We start from the raw sequence: 16,300 nt of genomic DNA, 5'->3' as shown, positions 1-16,300 counted from the left end.
CAATTTGAAGTTAGCTTTTTTATTTAGTTAATTTTAGTTCATACAGTATTTCATCATGAATTTCTAAGGCGTTATCGGCAATGAGTGGAATATCAGGCTTGATTTTTCGAGCTTCATCAACTGCTCCTTCGATGACATCGATAGCTGAAAAGCCGAGATATTCATAAAGTTGTTGAGCCTGAACGTTATCATTGGTAGTGATAATGTGAATAGCATTTAAATTATGATCTTTAGCAATTTGTTTAACTTGTTCTAATAGGCTAGTTCCAATTCCAGTTTCATCACTGAAACTATTTAATGAAACAATCTCTACTAAATTTGATTTAATTTCATAAGTTACAATTCCGACGATGTCGTCGCCTTCATGAGCAACCAAACCATTAAGATTATTAATGTTATAGGTTCCGGAAGAAAGAATCATTTCGTCGGATCCCCATAGCGATTCGAACAAATCAACGATCAATGGGCGAACCTCATTAATGTCGGTAAATGTTAATGTCGACTTAGTGTTTTCAGTCATTATAATCAACCCATTTCTTTTATATTTGCATTCATTTAACCGTGTTATTAGCTAAGATGCAACTAATTGAACTCGATGACAATGATACCGCAAGAGTTTGCATTCTAAAATGGGTTGTTGTAAACTAGATTGTGCACAATGAATTGTACACAACTCATTGGGTAATGGATGAAAGAGAAAGGGGATCATTTTTTATGAAGTTATTTGTAAAAGACGCTGCCGCTAAAGTATTATCAGAAAGAGCTGCTGGATATCCAATTCTTAATTTGATTTTGGATGACGGTTCTAACAAGTATTCGAACCTTGGCGGAAGTTGCGCAATTGGAGATAGTTTCCAGATTGTTGCTGCTTCCGAGACAGATGATGATTTCAGTAATATGTTAGAGAGCAATACTGATTTTATCTTCTTTAGTTCTAAGGAAGAATTAACTTTCTGGGGGAATGGCTTAACTTTGGATTTCAAAGGTAGCCAATTTATCCTTAAAGACGATAGCGGAATGCTAGATAGTGCGGTCCGCTTCTCAATTGCTGATGAACAACAACCATTAAGTAAGCAAGAAATGATTAAAATGAGTCAAATGATTTGCTAATTATAAATAAAAAAGCTTGCTTCCGATTAGAAGCAAGCTTTTTTATTAAGGTTGAGCGTATTGATTTCCACGAGTTGCTCGTTGACCGCCAGCAGTTTGCGCTTGGGTGATGCTTAGGTATTGGTAATTAGCTGGATTGGTCACACGGCTATAGAATTTATTTGAATCAGACATAAATACCATGTTGGTTGCTGCTACTGACCATTGACCGCTTTGGTAATTGATGAACTATGGGTACTAGTTTTTGAACTTGCTTTAGTTGGTTGGTGACTTGGCTTTGGGGTAGCAGCTACTGCTGCTGGTATGTGATTTAAATCCGGAGTGGCATTACTGCTACCCGTTTTGTAATTGACTTTGATTCCCTCAACTGAATTGATGACTACGACCTCTGTATTAATGGTATTATCAGAGGATTTGATATCAACAATAGAACCACGCGGAACGGTTTCATTTCCTACATATAAGGGTGTGGTTTCATAATCAATGGAAGTACTGGTTTGGGGATGACTCTTCCAGTAATTTTCTGCTGTTTCTTCGGCGTATCGCATCCCACCATTTTGGTTGGCACCAGTATTTTGAGGCCGAGTTCCAGTCGTAAAGTTATATTTAGAAGTGTAGGATTTACTTCCCAATAAACTATCAGCAATAGAGTGACTGCGATTATATAAGTAACCATGATAAGTTCTACCAGTTAACTGATAAGTGATGGCCACCTTGGGATTAGGAGTTGGCCAAGCTGGAGGATCCAGTGGACTTCCTTGCCGAGATCCTTTTGATGATTGATATTCTGAGTAAGTTAATATGGCTCTGGCAGTTGCCGATCGTCCTTGAACATCACTAGTAAAGCGGTAGTTACCAGTTCCCAGATGGCTAAAACCAGTTAATCTAGCTTTGCCATTAAGCCAGTAATAATTTCCGTTTGGGCCAGCCGATTCGCTGTTAGTGTAGGAAACTAGTTTTGATAAAATATCTTTTCGTTGAGCATTGATTTTGGGACTACTAGTAGTGTTGCCTGGCTGATGAGCCTTAGTAACCGATTGTTGAGTCCCAGCTGTGTTGTTACCGTGTTTGCTAGAACTGGTTTGTGTAACTGGTGTCGAATCACTGCTGTTAGCAGAATTATCGTCTAAGCTACAAGCGGTTAAGATGCTGCCAGCCGTTAGAAGGGTTACTAATAGCGTGGTAAGTTTAACGAGTTTGTGGTGCTTATTAAAATATATGTACAAATCATTGTCCTCCAATTATTGTTTGTTGTCGGGCGCTACTTCAAATATGGTAATTTAAGTATGAACAGCCATATTCCATTGTAAGCCGAGGCTGATTAATCACAAAGAAATTTTTAGATAATATTTCGGGATTATTCGTAACGAAACAATATAATAGTAATTGGGGGGATAATCTGGGATTTTTGATTAAAAGTCATGGGTTATCTTGACTCTTATTTAGAATCATTCTAATATAGAAGTTGTTAATGAATCAGTTTCACCATTTATATTGATATTAGGAGGAGTTTTATATGCCAAAACTAAAGTTGTTGTAGTAGGTGCTTCACACGGTGGTCATCAGGCAATCTTAGAATTACTTCACCGTTATGATAATCTCGATATTACCATGTTTGAAGCAGGGGATTTTGTTTCATTCATGTCTTGTGGGATGGAACTTTACTTAGAAAATAGCGTTACCGATGTTAATGATGTTCGAAACTTTGAGCCTAAGCAATTTACTGATCAAGGAGTTCATGTTTTAAATAATCACGAAGTTACCAAGATTGACGCTGATAAAAAACCGTTACAGTTAAGGACGCCGTTAGTGGTGAAGTTGCTGATTACGATTACGACAAATTAATTTTAAGTTCAGGGGTGGTTCCTAATAATTTGCCTGTTCCAGGAACTGATCTTGAAACGTTGCGTTAATGCGTGGATACGACTGGGCAACGACCATTAAAGGTAAGTTAGAAGATGACAGCGTTAAAAATATTACCGTAATTGGTGCTGGTTACATTGGAATTGAAGCCGCTGAAGCTAGCAATAAAGCAGGTAAAAATGTTACTTTGATTGATATGCTTGACCGTCCATTAGGTGCTTATCTTGATTCAGAAATGACTGATATTTTGAATAAGCATTTGGAAGACCAAGGTATTAACGTTGTCATGGGGGCAACTATCAAGTCATTTGATGGTGATGGCGCCGTTAAGAGTGTGACAACTGATAAGGGTACTTTCGATGCTGATTTCGTCATCCAAGCTGCTGGGGTTAAACCTAACACTGATTGGTTAAAGGATACTGTTAAATTGACTGATCGTGGATTTATTGAAACGAATGAATACTTACAAACTAACTTGCCAGATGTATATGCAGTTGGGGATGCTACTTTGACTTATTCAATTGCCGCCCAAGCTAAAATGCCAATTGCTTTAGCCACAGTTGCTCGTCGCCAAGCGCGCTATGTAACTCAACACTTGTTTGAAAAACAACCTTCTATGCCATTTAAGGGCCTGGTTGGTTCAAGTGCTCTTAGTGTCTTTGATTATCACTTTGCTACTAGTGGTTTGAACGAAGCTTCTGCAAAACGTAATGGTGTTACAGTTGCTGGTAGCTTCTATGAAGATACATTGCGTCCAAACTATGTTCCTGAAGGCAAGGATAACCCCAAAGTTTATGTCAAGCTATTATTTGATCCACAAACGCATCGTCTATTAGGTGGTGGGGTGATGTCCACTTATGATATTACAGCTGAAGGTAACGTTTTAGCCTTAGCTATTCAAAATGAAATGAAGGTAGAAGACCTCGCTGAGGCTGACTTCTTCTTCCAACCTGGATTTGACCGTCAATGGAGTTTGATGAACTTGGCTGCTCAACACGCACTAGGTGAATCTAAATTCTAATTATTGATAATGAAAGCACCTCGATTTTATCGAGGTGCTTTTTTTGTGGCTAATGTAATTGGTGGCATCAATCAGGATTAATTTGTTACAATGAACATAGATTAATTAAAGGAGATTTGTATGAATAAACTAAATATTAAGGGCATTGTGCTAGCTTAGAGGCTAGTAGGCAGCCTCCCAATTAAAAATTTAGGAGGATCACAATGCGATTAAAAAATAACGAAAATAAATATCAAGTAAGTTTACAAGCTCAAGATAACTATAAGGCAATTGACAATCAAAATAATGAATTAATGGCCAAATTGACTGGCCAGTTGATTAATGAAGGTAAGCGTCCAGTAGTTGGCGATGAAGTAATTGGTGAATTGCAAAATGACTTTGTTCTAATTACCGATATTTTACCAAGACATAGTGTTCTTAGACGTCAAAGCAATGGCTCGAAGGATCGAGAACAAGTGATGGCTGCCAACTTAGATTATGTATTCATTACCATGTCAGTAAATCAGGATTTTAATTTAGCAAGGCTTGATCGGTACACCACATTGGTTTGGGATAGTGGCGCAAATCCGGTAATCGTTTTAACTAAAACTGATTTAATTAGTAATACTCAACTTGAGAACTATCAATCCCAAATTGAAGTTAATGCATATGGAATTCCAATAATTGCTACTAGCATGAATGAAATAAGTTCGTTAACTAAATTTGATGAATACCTTGTTCGTGGTGTCAACGTAGCGTTCGTTGGTTCATCAGGCGTTGGGAAATCAACTCTTATCAATAAATTGATGAATCAGAATGTTGAAAAGACTAATAAGATTCGAGAAGATGACGGTAAGGGACGGCACACGACTACTAGTAGTAAAATGCACTTATTAGGTAGTGGTGCTCGCCTGATTGATACTCCAGGCATTCGGACGGTTGGGATTGTTGGTGTGAGCCAGTCGGCTACTGAACAGACGTTTGCTGATATTGTTGAGTTAGCAACTCAATGTAAGTTTAATGATTGCCAGCATGAAGCAGAACCTGGTTGTGCAGTTAAAGCTGCCGTTGAATCAGGCCGATTATCTGCTGAACGATTGGCAAGTTATCAGAAGTTGCAGCATGAAATGCAATACTCTGGATTGTCTAGCCGCCAAATTGAGCAAGCTAAGACCGACCGGATGTTTAAGTCAGTCGGCGGGATGAAAGGCTTTAAAAATCAAGTTAAAAATTCAGTTAAAAAGTAATTCAAAAGTAAAGCCGCCTCTTAAATGAGGCGGCTTTTTTTGTTGGTTGAATGGCTATGATTTATATTCCTTTAATGCCGTTTGTAATTCATCCAATTTATGTAAAATTTGTTCGTTTTGCTTTTTCAAGTCAGCGATTTCTTCATTTTGTTTATCGTTATGATCTTCAAAGAAGAAGGTGGTAACCGTACTTGTCAATGAACCAATCAATCCAATACCGGTTATCATTAACACTACCGCGGTAATTCTACCCAGGGTGGTCTGCGGACTAACATCACCATACCCAACCGTGGTGGTCGTTGTAATTGCCCACCATAATGATCTACCAATACTAGAGTTCTCGGAATATGAATAAATTAATGTTGAAACACCAATCAGGGTTCCGGAAGTTAAGAGAACATAGCCGAATCCATTGGTGCTGAGAATTTTGCGAAGGGACTTCGAGAATCTCCCAGAAAAACCAACAATTCTGATCAACTTAACTAGTCTTAAGAAACGAGCAATTCGGAATAGTCGAGCAAATCTAAATAGTGAGAATGCTGTGTTGAATGGGATAATGGCGATTAAATCAAAAATATTATTTTTGAAGAAATACCATTTCTTGGGAGCAATAGCTAGGCGAATGAAATAATCTAAGGTAAAAAGCATCAAAATCGAATCATTCACGATTAAAAAGGGGAGATTATGATCAATTGGTGGGCAGAAAACTTCAGTTATAGTTAATGCAATTGATATTACTGCCATGATGGCAATGAAAATATTATAACTGGTTGTTTCAAACATCTGTGATAACCGACGATCTGGTCGAAAATTCATTGCATTGTTACCTCCAAGGTAGAAATGATTAATGATGCTATATAATTACTATACTATTGAATTATGAATTTGAGACAAGTTAATTGTTCGCTGGATATACTTGGTGTATACTTTTGGTGTTAAGTGGTATTTAACGATTGGAGGGGCAGAGATGATTAAGAAAACAGTTGATCGTTGGGGAAACTCTCAAGGGGTCAGATTGCCAAAAGATTTGTTACAGCAGATTGGTTTGGATGATCCTGTGGGCGAAGAAATTGAAATCGATGTTCGAAATAATGAGATTGTGATTCGAAAAGCTGATCATCGCTCACCACTTGAGAAACGTTTTGATGGATTTGACGTTGAAGAATATTTTAATGACCAGGAAAGTCGTGAGATTGATTTAGGCGATGCCATTGGTCGTGAAGAATTGTAATCTTTCACTACTTAAATTATTTTGAACGGGGGATTTTACATGACTGAATCCAGTAAAGAAGTACATCATGCTCAGGGATGGGATGAAATTAAACAGGGGTCAATTTGTTGGTCAGATTTGAATCCAACTCTAGGTCACGAGCAGCATGGACGCCGTCCAGTTTTGATAGTTTCTAATGCCGAATATTATAAGTACACAAAAATGGTCAAAATTGTGGCCATTTCTTCATCAGAGCGCCAAGCGAGTTTCCCGTTAAATATTCCTTTGAAGGATACTAAAACTAAGGGATATATTTTAACTGACCAAGAACGAGCAATTGATCCAGAAAATAGGAATATTGAATTAATTGAACAAGCACCCGCTGATATTTTGGCACATGTTTTGGAACTAATTTCTGAAACATATTAAATTAAGGTAATTTAACTAGAAATCATGATTCATAAAGACGTTGTTCTTTCCTAAAATACATTAATATGGTAAAGTATTAGTGCAGTATTTTCGGGGTCGTTAAGGATTCGACGGGTATAGGTCGAGCCTGGATTGCGCTTCGTGCGGCGTCACGCTAAACCGTCCAGTTAAATTATAACTGCAAAAAATAATAACAATTCTTACGCTTTAGCTGCCTAATAAGCGCTTAACGTAGATCCTCCTAACCTCGTCCACGGGTTAGATCTGGGTCCTAAATTTAGTGGACTCACGCTATTCGCTCCCACCTGAAGTAGATAGAAGAGATTAATCAGGTTAGTCATTGATGGGTGCCTTGATTTGCGGCGTTTTCAGTGGCGAATTTTAAATAGTAGATCTATGAGCGTAGATATCTAGGTCACGATATGCTCGGACGCGGGTTCGACTCCCGCCGACTCCATATATACAGAAAAGCCGATAGCTTATTGCTATCGGCTTTTTATTTTGAATTATTTTATTAAGCGGGCTATTAGAAGTAATCACTTGCCGATAAATTAGTTTTATAATTGTTACTAAATACAATTGGATAAAAACTAACTTATCAACATTTCACATACAATTATTAAGTGCTAAAACGAAACCTGATGAATAATTTAATTGCACTGTTTGATCTGCATTACAAATAAAAATAAAAAGGGAAGTTTTGTATGATTCCAGCACATGAAGCTAGGATAATTGCTGATAAAATTAAGCCACTATTTAAAAATATTCGTGGTGATCATTACAAACTACAAATTATTGATAGTAAACAGAATAAACAATATACTATCTTTTTCTCGCGCCAGCCTAAGAACGGCAGCATGATTGTTAATCCAGTTTATACGATTGACGAGTATAAACTTGAGCACTTAGAAAATGTGCTAAATGAGCTTGAAAATTATTATAAGTTCACCCAAGAGTACCGGGGGTTCGTTGGTCAATTGTGGCCGTCTAATGGCAATCCTGTTCAGTTTCGCAAGGAAAGTAGAGAACTTTAACAAATTTATTTGTAAGTTTACGGTTCATTTCTATGAGGTTATTAATAAAAATTAGTCAAAATAATTAATCTATAGAGCGGAGACACAAATATGGAACGAATTCTGATCATTGGCGGTACCGGGAATATTGGTTACCCATTAATTGAAATGTTAGCTAACCGCGAGGACATTGAACTGATTGCTGGTGTAAGAGATGTTGCTAAATCACAATCTAAGTTTACTGATTTTAAAAATGTTAAGCTAGTTTCATTTTGATTTTTTGAATCCCAAAACTTTTCCCAAAGCATTTGAAGGAGTTAACAGGGTGTTCTTTATCAGGCCACCACAGTTAGCCAAACCGAAAGAAGACACATTACCATTTTTAAAATATGCTAAGCAACAAAATATTTCCCAAATTGTGTTTATATCAATGATTGGGGTGGATAAGAATCCAGTTACTCCCCATCATAAAATTGAAAAAATGATTACTGAACTAGAAATTCCTTACACATTTATTCGGCCCAGTTTTTTTATGCAAATTTGGATACGACACATCTAGATGATATTCGGGATAATCATGACTTGTTTATTCCAGCAGGGCATGCTAAGACCAGTTTTATTGATACTCGAGATATTGGCGAAGTGGCAGCAATCAGTTTGACCGATTCGCAATATTTGGGACAAAAATTAGATATTACGGGTCCAGTAGCGTTGACATATGACGAAATTGCTAATGATATGACAGACATTTTAGGAACGAAGATCACATACAGTAAACCAAGCTTATGGAAATTCAGAAGAACTATGCTTAAACGTGAGTTGCCAAAGGATTTTGTGAATGTGATGGTGATGCTGTATTTGATTACTCAAATGGGAAATTCCAAACAAGTGACTGATACAGTTGAAAACGTCTTAAAGCGGTCGCCAAGAACCGTTCGTGAATATATTAGAGATTACCGTAACTCATTTGTAAATGATTAGTAATTGAAAAGTCCGTAGAAGTAATCTTAATTTCTACGGCCTTTTATAGTTTGATATTCTATTTGACTGATGGTAATAAGTAAATTCTGTAACTACCAGGATTATCGCCAAAATAGGTAATCCCGAATTTGGTTAAGCCGATTCCAATCGAATATCCGCGGTATTTATTCGCAAAATTAGGGTCTTGTTTGATAATTGACTGCTTAATTAATTCAACATAACTCGCCGTTGAGTTTACTCTATTCAACTCATTAGGACTAATTGAGCCATAAAATTCTTTCATGGATGATCGTTCAGTTGTAGTTAAGAATTTGGTTGCATCCTCATAGGTGGCCTGAACATCATCAGGTTCTTCGTCATCGGCATTAGCTAAAATATTTGCCATGTTTTCGAGGCGAGTATCTTTTATTGTTTCAGGAAAAAGGTTATATAAGAAAGGCAATGCGCTATCCAGTTGGGCGTCAGTAAGCCGCGATCCGGTTGGTGGTAATAGCAAAATTATGAATTCACCTTTGTTATGTGAGGCGCCTTCGTAATTAATGCCACTATTCGCTGCTGCGACGCCAACTCGCCAGCCGGCATAATTAGTTGGCGAAAATTTGGCTTTACTGAATGACTGGTTAATAAATGTCTCGTAGGGTTCCTGACCATTCCATTTGTCAGCGGCGCCACCATAGACTGTAACTAGGTTAGTTTGGTCGCTCTCTGATAAATAATTAATTGATTCATAGTAGGTGGTGTCATTATCTTTACCTTCATTAGTACCAGTAATGATTGCATTAGCTGCCTTTGATAATGCCGGATCAACAATTAATCCGGTTAAGTGACTTAAAATTTGCTTAGTGTAGTTATTATTTTGAGCAGTAGTTTGATTAGTCAGATTGTTTTGAAGAGGTTGGCTGATCGGCTCATGATTAGGGTTGATGCCATTGGTTAAGTATCCACGCCAGACATAACCAGAAGTGTGACCATTACCACTGGTAACCTGATAATAAACGCCAGTTTGGCGTCCTTTAGCCATTTTGATACTTTGTGATAGATACCAAGTGGTTTTAGGATAGTTTTTCAGATTGTGTATCCGTTTAGTGTGATTCCAATTCCACATATAAGCCGAATTAGTGGTTTTGGAATGAAAAGGAACGTTTTTATATTGCTTGGTTTTGACCCAGCGATAAGATGATGCATAAGCATTATGATGGTTAACTGTAAAGCCAATGCCTAATCCTAATAAACCGATAGATAAGGTTTCTGTAATTTTGTTATTCATAAAATTCATCTCCCTAAATTATTTTCATATATTTAAGGGTATGTTGCCAAGTAAATTACCATAATTAAATAGGTTCTTAATGATTGATGTATATTTCAGGTAGCATTGGATTCGTAAAGATTTTTTCTTAGCTCAAGCTAGTAATAGCTAATTTATATCATTATTGTAAAAGTAAACTTGTAGTAATTTGTATAAATCATGTATTATTGAACGATATGAGTCATAAGTGAATAGGAGATATTGTATGAAAAAGGGCGTTGATGCTCCGTTAGTACCAGTGATGTTTTTATTGATTGGTATAATTGGGTTAATTATGGGGATTATCTCAGAAAATTGGACTAGGTGTATTGTTCCGATTGTATTTTTATTATTTGGAGTTGTGTACTTACACACTTCACTTTTTGGCAAATACAAGCTTATAAAACGAATAGTTACTGGATTAAATCTTAATAGCAACGCGCAAGTCTTGGATTTGGGTACAGGTCATGGTGCGTTTCTGATTGAAATTGCAAAGCGGTTGAAAGAACCTGGTAAGGTGATTGGCCTAGATATTTGGAATCAAGGCGATCAGTTAGGAAATTCTGCAGTAGAAACGCAGCGAAATATAGAGCAGGCAGGAGTTAGTACAGTTAGTGAATTGGTGACAGGAGACATGACTAAGCTGGCTTTTAAAGAAAATCAATTTGATTACGTTGTAGCTAGTTTATCAATTCATAACGTGAAGCCTAAGGCCAGCAGATTACAAGCGATTGACGAAGCATATCGAGTACTAAAGCCAGATGGAAAAATAATAATTTGGATATCGAGCACGTTGGTGAATACCGAAATAGGTTGAGGCAACTCGGTATACGTGAACTGTCAACTCAGCATGGTGGTTTCAATGGGATGTATGCAGCTCTTAGTACGAAAATACTAGTAGGTACAAAATAGGTTAACTATAACGAAAAAGACGTCTTGAATAGACGTCTTTTTATTAATTTAATATTTGTTTGTATATTATTAAATTAACTCGGTGGGAATCGAACTTGCGGCCAAGCATATCGTTATTTAAAATTTCATAACTTAAGTCATCAAAGATGTCATAATTAGTTAAATCAGCATTAAATATTGTTAATAACTCGGATAATTAGTGCAATGGCGCAGTGATAAACTAATTGTTGTAAGCACCTTTATTCTAGGAGGAGATCATTTGGCTGATTATTCATTAAAACCAATTTCGTTAATTGCACAAACAGAGATGCAAGAGAAACTTGATAATTTAGCAAAACCAATTGCAGGTTTAGGTCGGCTGGAAGAACTAGCCGTTAAGATTGCCGGTATTCAAAATAGCCCTGAATTATCAGTTGATCAGCGGTGTTGTTTAGTGTTTGCCGCTGATCACGGAGTGGCTGAAGAAGGAGTTTCGGCTACCCCACAAAAAGTTACTGCAATTCAATCGATCAATTTACTTAATGGTCACACTGCCGCCGCGGCTATCGCTAATAGTGTGCATTGTGACATGAAAGTGATTGATGTCGGAGTTCATGCAGAGCTTGATGATCCACGAATTATTGCTCAAAAGATTCGTTGGGGAACCAGGAATATGGTCCAAGAACCAGCAATGACTCGAGATGAGGCAGAACGATCAATTAAAATTGGGCGTGAAGTTGCACATCAAGTGATTGAATCAGGTAATCGAATAATCTTGTTGGGGGAGCTAGGAATTGCCAACACGACCGCTGCCGCTGCGATTCTCGCGGCTCGTTATGATATTAAACCAGCCGAAATTGTCGGTTATGGATCCAATATAACAGAAGTTCGGCGCCAGCATAAAATTAAAGTGGTCGCCCAGGCTCTTAAACGATGGCATCCGGCGAATGATGATGCAATGACAATTTTACAAACAGTCGGCGGTTATGAAATTGGGGCTAAGATTGGGGCAATGATTGGTGCCGCTGAAATGGGAGTGCCGGTTATCTTAGATGGCTTTATTTCGTATGCGGCGTTATCATTGGCCGAATTACTGACGCCTAAAATTAATCAGTATGTAATTACATCACATGCATCAATGGAAAATGGAACGGCATTGGCAATAGACTATCTGAACATTGAACCATTGCTAGACTTACATTTAGCGGTGGGTGAAGGGACCGGAGCTTTGTTGGTACTGCCGTTAATTGACGCCATTGAAAACGTATTAACTCAGATGAATACGCAAAACGAAATGCAATTTGGTTATCAACCCTAGAACTGAATAATAATTTTGTAAAAATTAAGGCCACTAACTTAACGTGTTAGTGACCTTTTTATGAAGACAAATATTTGGATTTATGAATTAAATGAGTATGCTAATATTTGATTGATTTTAGAAAAACGACTAAATTAAATCAAAGTGTTTTAAACCATTCACAATGCCGTGATCAGTATTATTGGTGGTAATAAATTCAGCGAGCTCTTTTACATGGGGAAGACCATTGCCCATTACTACGGGGTGGTCCACGTATTCGAGCATGGGAACATCATTATTGCCATCACCAAATGCATAGGTAGGGATCCCTTCTAGGCCAGTATTCTTTTGTAGCTCTTGAATTCCCCGCATTTTCGAACCGCCATCCATCACAACGTCCATGCTGTAAGGAGTGTTTCTATAAAATGTCAGTTTGCCAGCGAACTTATCGATATAATCTTGATCATGGCCTACGGTATTGATAACCATCATTACGACCTCGTTATCCTTTATAAAATCATCTACTCCAACTGGTGGGACTGGCGTGTTGATTGAAGCATAATTATTTTTAACGGTTTCGTTAACAAAGCTGATACGGTAATCCTTGTCATTATAAACGGTCACTGAATCTTCAAATGGCTTACCAAATTCCATGAGGCTTGTAATCAGTTCATTAGGGACAAGTGATTTATAGACGGGCTTACCTTCAAATTGAACATAACTACCATTAGCACCGACAACGGTATCAATTCCAGTTTTTTTCATAATTTCAGTGATTTCGAAGATGTTTCGACCGCTTGAAATAACTGGAAGAACATTATTTTCCCGCAGTTGCTTCATTGCGGCAGCTACTTCATCGTCAACTTTAGTTTGTTCATTTAATAGGGTGTGATCAAGGTCAAAAAACGTGATTGCTTTATACATGAAATTTACCACCTTACATAATTGATTGATATAACTTTATCATAACAATCTTTGGACTTTTCAAGCAAGTTAAGTCGTTTATTGGTAAAATAGAATATACATGAGGTGAAGATAATGAGAAAAATCTCAATTGCAAATGAGCGACCTAATCCATTTTATGTTCGCTTAAAGCCGGTTGCGGGTGATTACTGGTACATCAAGGATCTAGATGATGCTACTGATAAAAGCAATCGTAAAGTCAGTTTTCCAGATAATCTGATTGGGCAGGATTTATTAATTGATGAAATTAGCTTTTTTAATAAACGTGCTTGGTATAAATTTACCATTGATAACATTTCTGGATGGATTTTAAAACGCAGTGTGAAAGCTAACTATCGGCGTTTAGCCATTGCGCCATTAATACAAGCCACTCAAAGTGATGTTGATAATCAAGTAACCGCATTAGTGATGCTATTAACAAGCGCTCAGGGAACACCTGATTCCGATACGATTTTAGAAGCGGTGAAACAGTGGAATGATGTATCGACTGATTTGATAGATTTAAAATCACTCATTATTTCCCAAACCAATTCAATTAAGGATTTACGTAAAGTTAATTTTCGACAACTTCAAAAGCATTTAATGCGGCGAAAACCGGTATTACTCCGGGTCGCAGGCATGAATAATCTGAAGAACAGCTTCATTTTATTGGTTGGCTTTAATAAGCATACAATTTATTATAATGATCCGTGGACTGGTAGACTCGAAGCCATTTCAGCGGGCCACTTAAAAAAACATTTGTATAACAATACGGTTGATGCAATTAGTTACTAGGAGGCAGTTAAATGAAATTACTGATGATCGAAGATAATAAATCAGTATCAGAAATGATGTCAATGTTCTTCCAAAAAGAAGGATGGGATGTTTCATACGCATATGATGGCGATGAGGCAATGGACATTTTTAATAAAGATCCTCAAGGGTGGGATATTATCACCTTAGATTTGAATTTACCCAAAAAGGATGGCATGCAAGTTGCCCAAGAAATCCGTAAACAATCAGATTCAGTGCCAATTATCATGTTGACGGCACGTGACTCAGATAGTGATCAAGTTTTAGGGTTTGAAATGGGCGCTGATGATTATGTTACTAAGCCTTTTTCACCAATTACATTGGTAGCTAGAATTAAGGCTCTTCAACGGCGATCACAAAATGCCGCCAATGATGCCAACGGTAAAGATGGTGATAATCAGGATGCCGATGAACAGGTATTAACCAAACACTTCCGTTTAAATGTTAAAACTCGTGAGGCATATTTGGATGATAAATTAATTCCAGATCTGACACCTAAAGAATTTGAATTACTTAAAACGCTTGGCCAAAAGCCGCGCCAGGTATTCTCCCGAGAACAGCTCTTAGAGTTAGTTTGGGATTATGAGTATTATGGTGATGAACGAACAGTTGATGCGCACGTTAAGAAGCTTCGCCAAAAAATCGAAAAGGTTGGTCCCCAAGTTATCCAAACGGTTTGGGGAGTTGGCTACAAATTTGATGATAGTGAAGTGGATAATCAGAAATGAAAATGATTTATCAACAAATGCTAGCCTTCTTTATGGTGATTACATTTACGATTCTATTATTAGGATTTTCATTTTCAAGAATGAGTAAGTCGTTTGTGTACGATAGTGCTTGGCAGCGAATGGAAAATTATTCTGATAGTTTAATTCAGCAGTCAATAATCGTGAATAACAAAAAGAATGGTAACATTTCGTTTAATACCCAAAGTTTAAAAAATAGTGCAGCGTTACTTGATAATCAGTCAGTGCATTTCACGATGTTTAATCCTAAAAAACAAGTATTATATCCAAATGATGGAATTTCAACCAACATCACCAAAAATGACTGGCGTCATCTTAAGCAGGGGCAGATTGTCCGCAAAATAAGCAGTCGGTCAAATAAGTTGATTAATGGGCAAACTAGACCTGCAATGATCGAAGTACTTAAACCATATTATTATAAGAAAAAATTGGTCGCGGCAGTTGTTACTGGATCGTTTGTTTCTAGTGTTAATTCTAATGTTAATCGAATTAATCGGAACCTATTAGTTGGGCTGGGAATTGCTATGGTGATATCTCTTATCGTGAGTTTCTTCATCGCGAGTCGTTTGAATCGACGCGTTGCTAAGTTAAGGAGCGCTGCTAATCAGGTGGCTAATGGTAATTATGCTATTCGGCTTCCAGACAATGGTAAAGACGAGATTGGTCACTTAATTAGTGATTTCAATCATATGACGGAATCACTTCAAGAAGCTAACCAAGAAATTGAACGGCAAGAGGAACGGAGACAGGAATTTCTGGCCGATGCTGCGCATGAGATGCGGACACCACTGACCACGATTTCGGGAATCCTTGAAGGAATTAGATACGATGTTATCCCAACGGAATCACGGGATAAGAGTCTTGAATTGATGAATAGTGAAACTCAGCGACTAATTAGATTAGTTAATGATAATTTGGACTACGAAAAAATCAGAACTAATTCAATTCAACTGGATAGACGGAACTTTAATGCGTATAATTTACTTACGAACGTGGTTGAACAATTAGGTAAGAAGGCAGAGAGCGCTGGTGATGAATTGATCTTACAATCACCTAAAGAGTTGCCAATTTACGCTGATTATGACCGTTTTTCTGAAATTATTATCAATATCACTAATAATGCTTTACAGTTTACGGAAAACGGCACCGTCAAAATTGTTGGTGAACGGGGTTTTAACGAAACCATTATCCGAATATCTGATACTGGCATTGGGATGAGTGAAGAGCAACAGAAAAATATTTTGAACGTTACTACAAAGCGGACGCCTCTCGTCGTAGTAGTGAATACGGCGAATCAGGATTAGGACTTGCAATTGTTCATCAATTAGTTAAGCAACATGGTGGTAAGATTTCGGTAAAATCAAAGCTCAATGAAGGAACCACATTTGTAATTGTCTTTCCGGATGAAGGTCATAGTAATAATGAATCGGATTCTGAGAACCTGACAAACGATAATAAGGATGGTAAGTAGAG

Annotated in this window: 13 protein-coding genes, 1 other RNA gene and 4 pseudogenes; 13 read left to right on the top strand and 5 right to left on the bottom strand. The window is 37.4% G+C overall.

Translation table 11 applies throughout. The annotated features are described in order from the left end of the window. Positions 1-19: 19 nt before the first annotated feature. On the bottom strand, positions 20-520 hold the full coding sequence (locus NBRC111893_RS08025) for a GNAT family N-acetyltransferase (protein ID WP_125008643.1): 501 nt from the start codon (positions 518-520) through the stop codon (positions 20-22). A 194-nt stretch (positions 521-714) separates the two neighbouring features. On the opposite strand from NBRC111893_RS08025, the gene NBRC111893_RS08020 reads away from it, so the two are divergent. Then, complete coding sequence (locus tag NBRC111893_RS08020) at positions 715-1,110, top strand: iron-sulfur cluster biosynthesis family protein (RefSeq protein ID WP_160114465.1); 396 nt, start codon at positions 715-717, stop codon at positions 1,108-1,110. Positions 1,111-1,155: 45 nt separating this feature from the next. Here the strand turns inward: NBRC111893_RS08020 and NBRC111893_RS08015 are convergent. Beyond that, positions 1,156-2,330: pseudogene (locus tag NBRC111893_RS08015) on the bottom strand (DNA/RNA non-specific endonuclease). 277 nt (positions 2,331-2,607) lie between these two features. Here NBRC111893_RS08015 and NBRC111893_RS08010 point away from each other — a divergent pair. Beyond that, positions 2,608-3,994 (top strand): annotated as a pseudogene (locus NBRC111893_RS08010) (FAD-dependent oxidoreductase). A 203-nt stretch (positions 3,995-4,197) separates the two neighbouring features. After that, positions 4,198-5,220 (top strand): ribosome small subunit-dependent GTPase A, encoded by a 1,023-nt coding sequence (gene rsgA / locus NBRC111893_RS08005; RefSeq protein ID WP_125008641.1) that lies wholly within the window; start codon positions 4,198-4,200, stop codon positions 5,218-5,220. A gap of 54 nt (positions 5,221-5,274) precedes the next feature. Here rsgA and NBRC111893_RS08000 read toward each other — a convergent pair whose 3' ends face one another. Then, positions 5,275-6,036: an ion transporter gene (locus NBRC111893_RS08000; RefSeq protein ID WP_225417693.1), complete on the bottom strand. Its 762-nt coding sequence runs from the start codon at positions 6,034-6,036 to the stop codon at positions 5,275-5,277. Between the two features lie 151 nt (positions 6,037-6,187). On the opposite strand from NBRC111893_RS08000, the gene NBRC111893_RS07995 reads away from it, so the two are divergent. The 5 genes and pseudogenes from NBRC111893_RS07995 (at position 6,188) to NBRC111893_RS07975 (ending at position 8,853) form a co-directional block, all read left to right on the top strand. Then, positions 6,188-6,451 carry an AbrB/MazE/SpoVT family DNA-binding domain-containing protein gene (locus tag NBRC111893_RS07995; protein ID WP_125008640.1) on the top strand — a complete coding sequence of 88 codons (264 nt, stop codon included), beginning with the start codon at positions 6,188-6,190 and terminating at the stop codon, positions 6,449-6,451. Positions 6,452-6,490: 39 nt separating this feature from the next. Further along, on the top strand, positions 6,491-6,859 hold the full coding sequence (locus tag NBRC111893_RS07990; protein WP_125008639.1) for a type II toxin-antitoxin system PemK/MazF family toxin: 369 nt from the start codon (positions 6,491-6,493) through the stop codon (positions 6,857-6,859). Positions 6,860-6,951: 92 nt separating this feature from the next. Further along, positions 6,952-7,319: a transfer-messenger RNA gene (ssrA, locus tag NBRC111893_RS07985) on the top strand. 244 nt (positions 7,320-7,563) lie between these two features. Next, positions 7,564-7,893 (top strand): hypothetical protein, encoded by a 330-nt coding sequence (locus tag NBRC111893_RS07980; RefSeq protein ID WP_125008638.1) that lies wholly within the window; start codon positions 7,564-7,566, stop codon positions 7,891-7,893. A gap of 90 nt (positions 7,894-7,983) precedes the next feature. After that, positions 7,984-8,853: pseudogene (locus tag NBRC111893_RS07975) on the top strand (SDR family oxidoreductase). A 58-nt stretch (positions 8,854-8,911) separates the two neighbouring features. Here NBRC111893_RS07975 and NBRC111893_RS07970 read toward each other — a convergent pair. Next, on the bottom strand, positions 8,912-10,120 hold the full coding sequence (locus tag NBRC111893_RS07970; RefSeq protein WP_125008637.1) for a hypothetical protein: 1,209 nt from the start codon (positions 10,118-10,120) through the stop codon (positions 8,912-8,914). Positions 10,121-10,364: 244 nt separating this feature from the next. Here NBRC111893_RS07970 and NBRC111893_RS07965 point away from each other — a divergent pair, with 244 nt between their 5' ends. Together NBRC111893_RS07965 and cobT are read left to right on the top strand one after the other, a co-directional pair. Next, positions 10,365-10,955: a class I SAM-dependent methyltransferase gene (locus NBRC111893_RS07965; RefSeq protein ID WP_225417691.1), complete on the top strand. Its 591-nt coding sequence runs from the start codon at positions 10,365-10,367 to the stop codon at positions 10,953-10,955. 354 nt (positions 10,956-11,309) lie between these two features. Further along, on the top strand, positions 11,310-12,347 hold the full coding sequence (gene cobT, locus NBRC111893_RS07960; RefSeq protein WP_225417689.1) for a nicotinate-nucleotide--dimethylbenzimidazole phosphoribosyltransferase: 1,038 nt from the start codon (positions 11,310-11,312) through the stop codon (positions 12,345-12,347). 129 nt (positions 12,348-12,476) lie between these two features. On the opposite strand, the gene NBRC111893_RS07955 is transcribed toward cobT, so the two are convergent. Next, positions 12,477-13,250: a Cof-type HAD-IIB family hydrolase gene (locus tag NBRC111893_RS07955; protein WP_191984840.1), complete on the bottom strand. Its 774-nt coding sequence runs from the start codon at positions 13,248-13,250 to the stop codon at positions 12,477-12,479. Between the two features lie 114 nt (positions 13,251-13,364). Here NBRC111893_RS07955 and NBRC111893_RS07950 point away from each other — a divergent pair, with 114 nt between their 5' ends. From NBRC111893_RS07950 to NBRC111893_RS07940, 3 genes and pseudogenes are all read left to right on the top strand, one after another. Further along, on the top strand, positions 13,365-14,063 hold the full coding sequence (locus NBRC111893_RS07950; RefSeq protein ID WP_125008635.1) for a papain-like cysteine protease family protein: 699 nt from the start codon (positions 13,365-13,367) through the stop codon (positions 14,061-14,063). Positions 14,064-14,074: 11 nt separating this feature from the next. Further along, a complete protein-coding gene (locus NBRC111893_RS07945) occupies positions 14,075-14,809 on the top strand; it encodes a response regulator transcription factor (protein WP_125008634.1) in 735 nt (244 codons plus the stop codon). Continuing rightward, positions 14,806-16,298 (top strand): annotated as a pseudogene (locus NBRC111893_RS07940) (ATP-binding protein). Before NBRC111893_RS07945 ends, NBRC111893_RS07940 begins: the two are co-directional and overlap by 4 nt. Positions 16,299-16,300 lie beyond the last annotated feature (2 nt).

Source organism: Lentilactobacillus kosonis, assembly GCF_003864335.1.
GTDB lineage: Bacteria > Bacillota > Bacilli > Lactobacillales > Lactobacillaceae > Lentilactobacillus > Lentilactobacillus kosonis.
This window is presented reverse-complemented; position numbering and strand designations above follow the sequence as displayed.

What these genes read in the sequence shown, in the direction of transcription:
- NBRC111893_RS08025 (WP_125008643.1), bottom strand. Translation starts at nt 520, where the DNA reads ATGACTGAAAACACTAAGTCGACATTAACATTTACCGACATTAATGAG.
- NBRC111893_RS08020 (WP_160114465.1), top strand. Translation starts at nt 715, where the DNA reads ATGAAGTTATTTGTAAAAGACGCTGCCGCTAAAGTATTATCAGAAAGA.
- rsgA (WP_125008641.1), top strand. Translation starts at nt 4,198, where the DNA reads ATGCGATTAAAAAATAACGAAAATAAATATCAAGTAAGTTTACAAGCT.
- NBRC111893_RS08000 (WP_225417693.1), bottom strand. Translation starts at nt 6,036, where the DNA reads ATGAATTTTCGACCAGATCGTCGGTTATCACAGATGTTTGAAACAACC.
- NBRC111893_RS07995 (WP_125008640.1), top strand. Translation starts at nt 6,188, where the DNA reads ATGATTAAGAAAACAGTTGATCGTTGGGGAAACTCTCAAGGGGTCAGA.
- NBRC111893_RS07990 (WP_125008639.1), top strand. Translation starts at nt 6,491, where the DNA reads ATGACTGAATCCAGTAAAGAAGTACATCATGCTCAGGGATGGGATGAA.
- NBRC111893_RS07980 (WP_125008638.1), top strand. Translation starts at nt 7,564, where the DNA reads ATGATTCCAGCACATGAAGCTAGGATAATTGCTGATAAAATTAAGCCA.
- NBRC111893_RS07970 (WP_125008637.1), bottom strand. Translation starts at nt 10,120, where the DNA reads ATGAATAACAAAATTACAGAAACCTTATCTATCGGTTTATTAGGATTA.
- NBRC111893_RS07965 (WP_225417691.1), top strand. Translation starts at nt 10,365, where the DNA reads ATGAAAAAGGGCGTTGATGCTCCGTTAGTACCAGTGATGTTTTTATTG.
- NBRC111893_RS07955 (WP_191984840.1), bottom strand. Translation starts at nt 13,250, where the DNA reads ATGTATAAAGCAATCACGTTTTTTGACCTTGATCACACCCTATTAAAT.
- NBRC111893_RS07950 (WP_125008635.1), top strand. Translation starts at nt 13,365, where the DNA reads ATGAGAAAAATCTCAATTGCAAATGAGCGACCTAATCCATTTTATGTT.
- NBRC111893_RS07945 (WP_125008634.1), top strand. Translation starts at nt 14,075, where the DNA reads ATGAAATTACTGATGATCGAAGATAATAAATCAGTATCAGAAATGATG.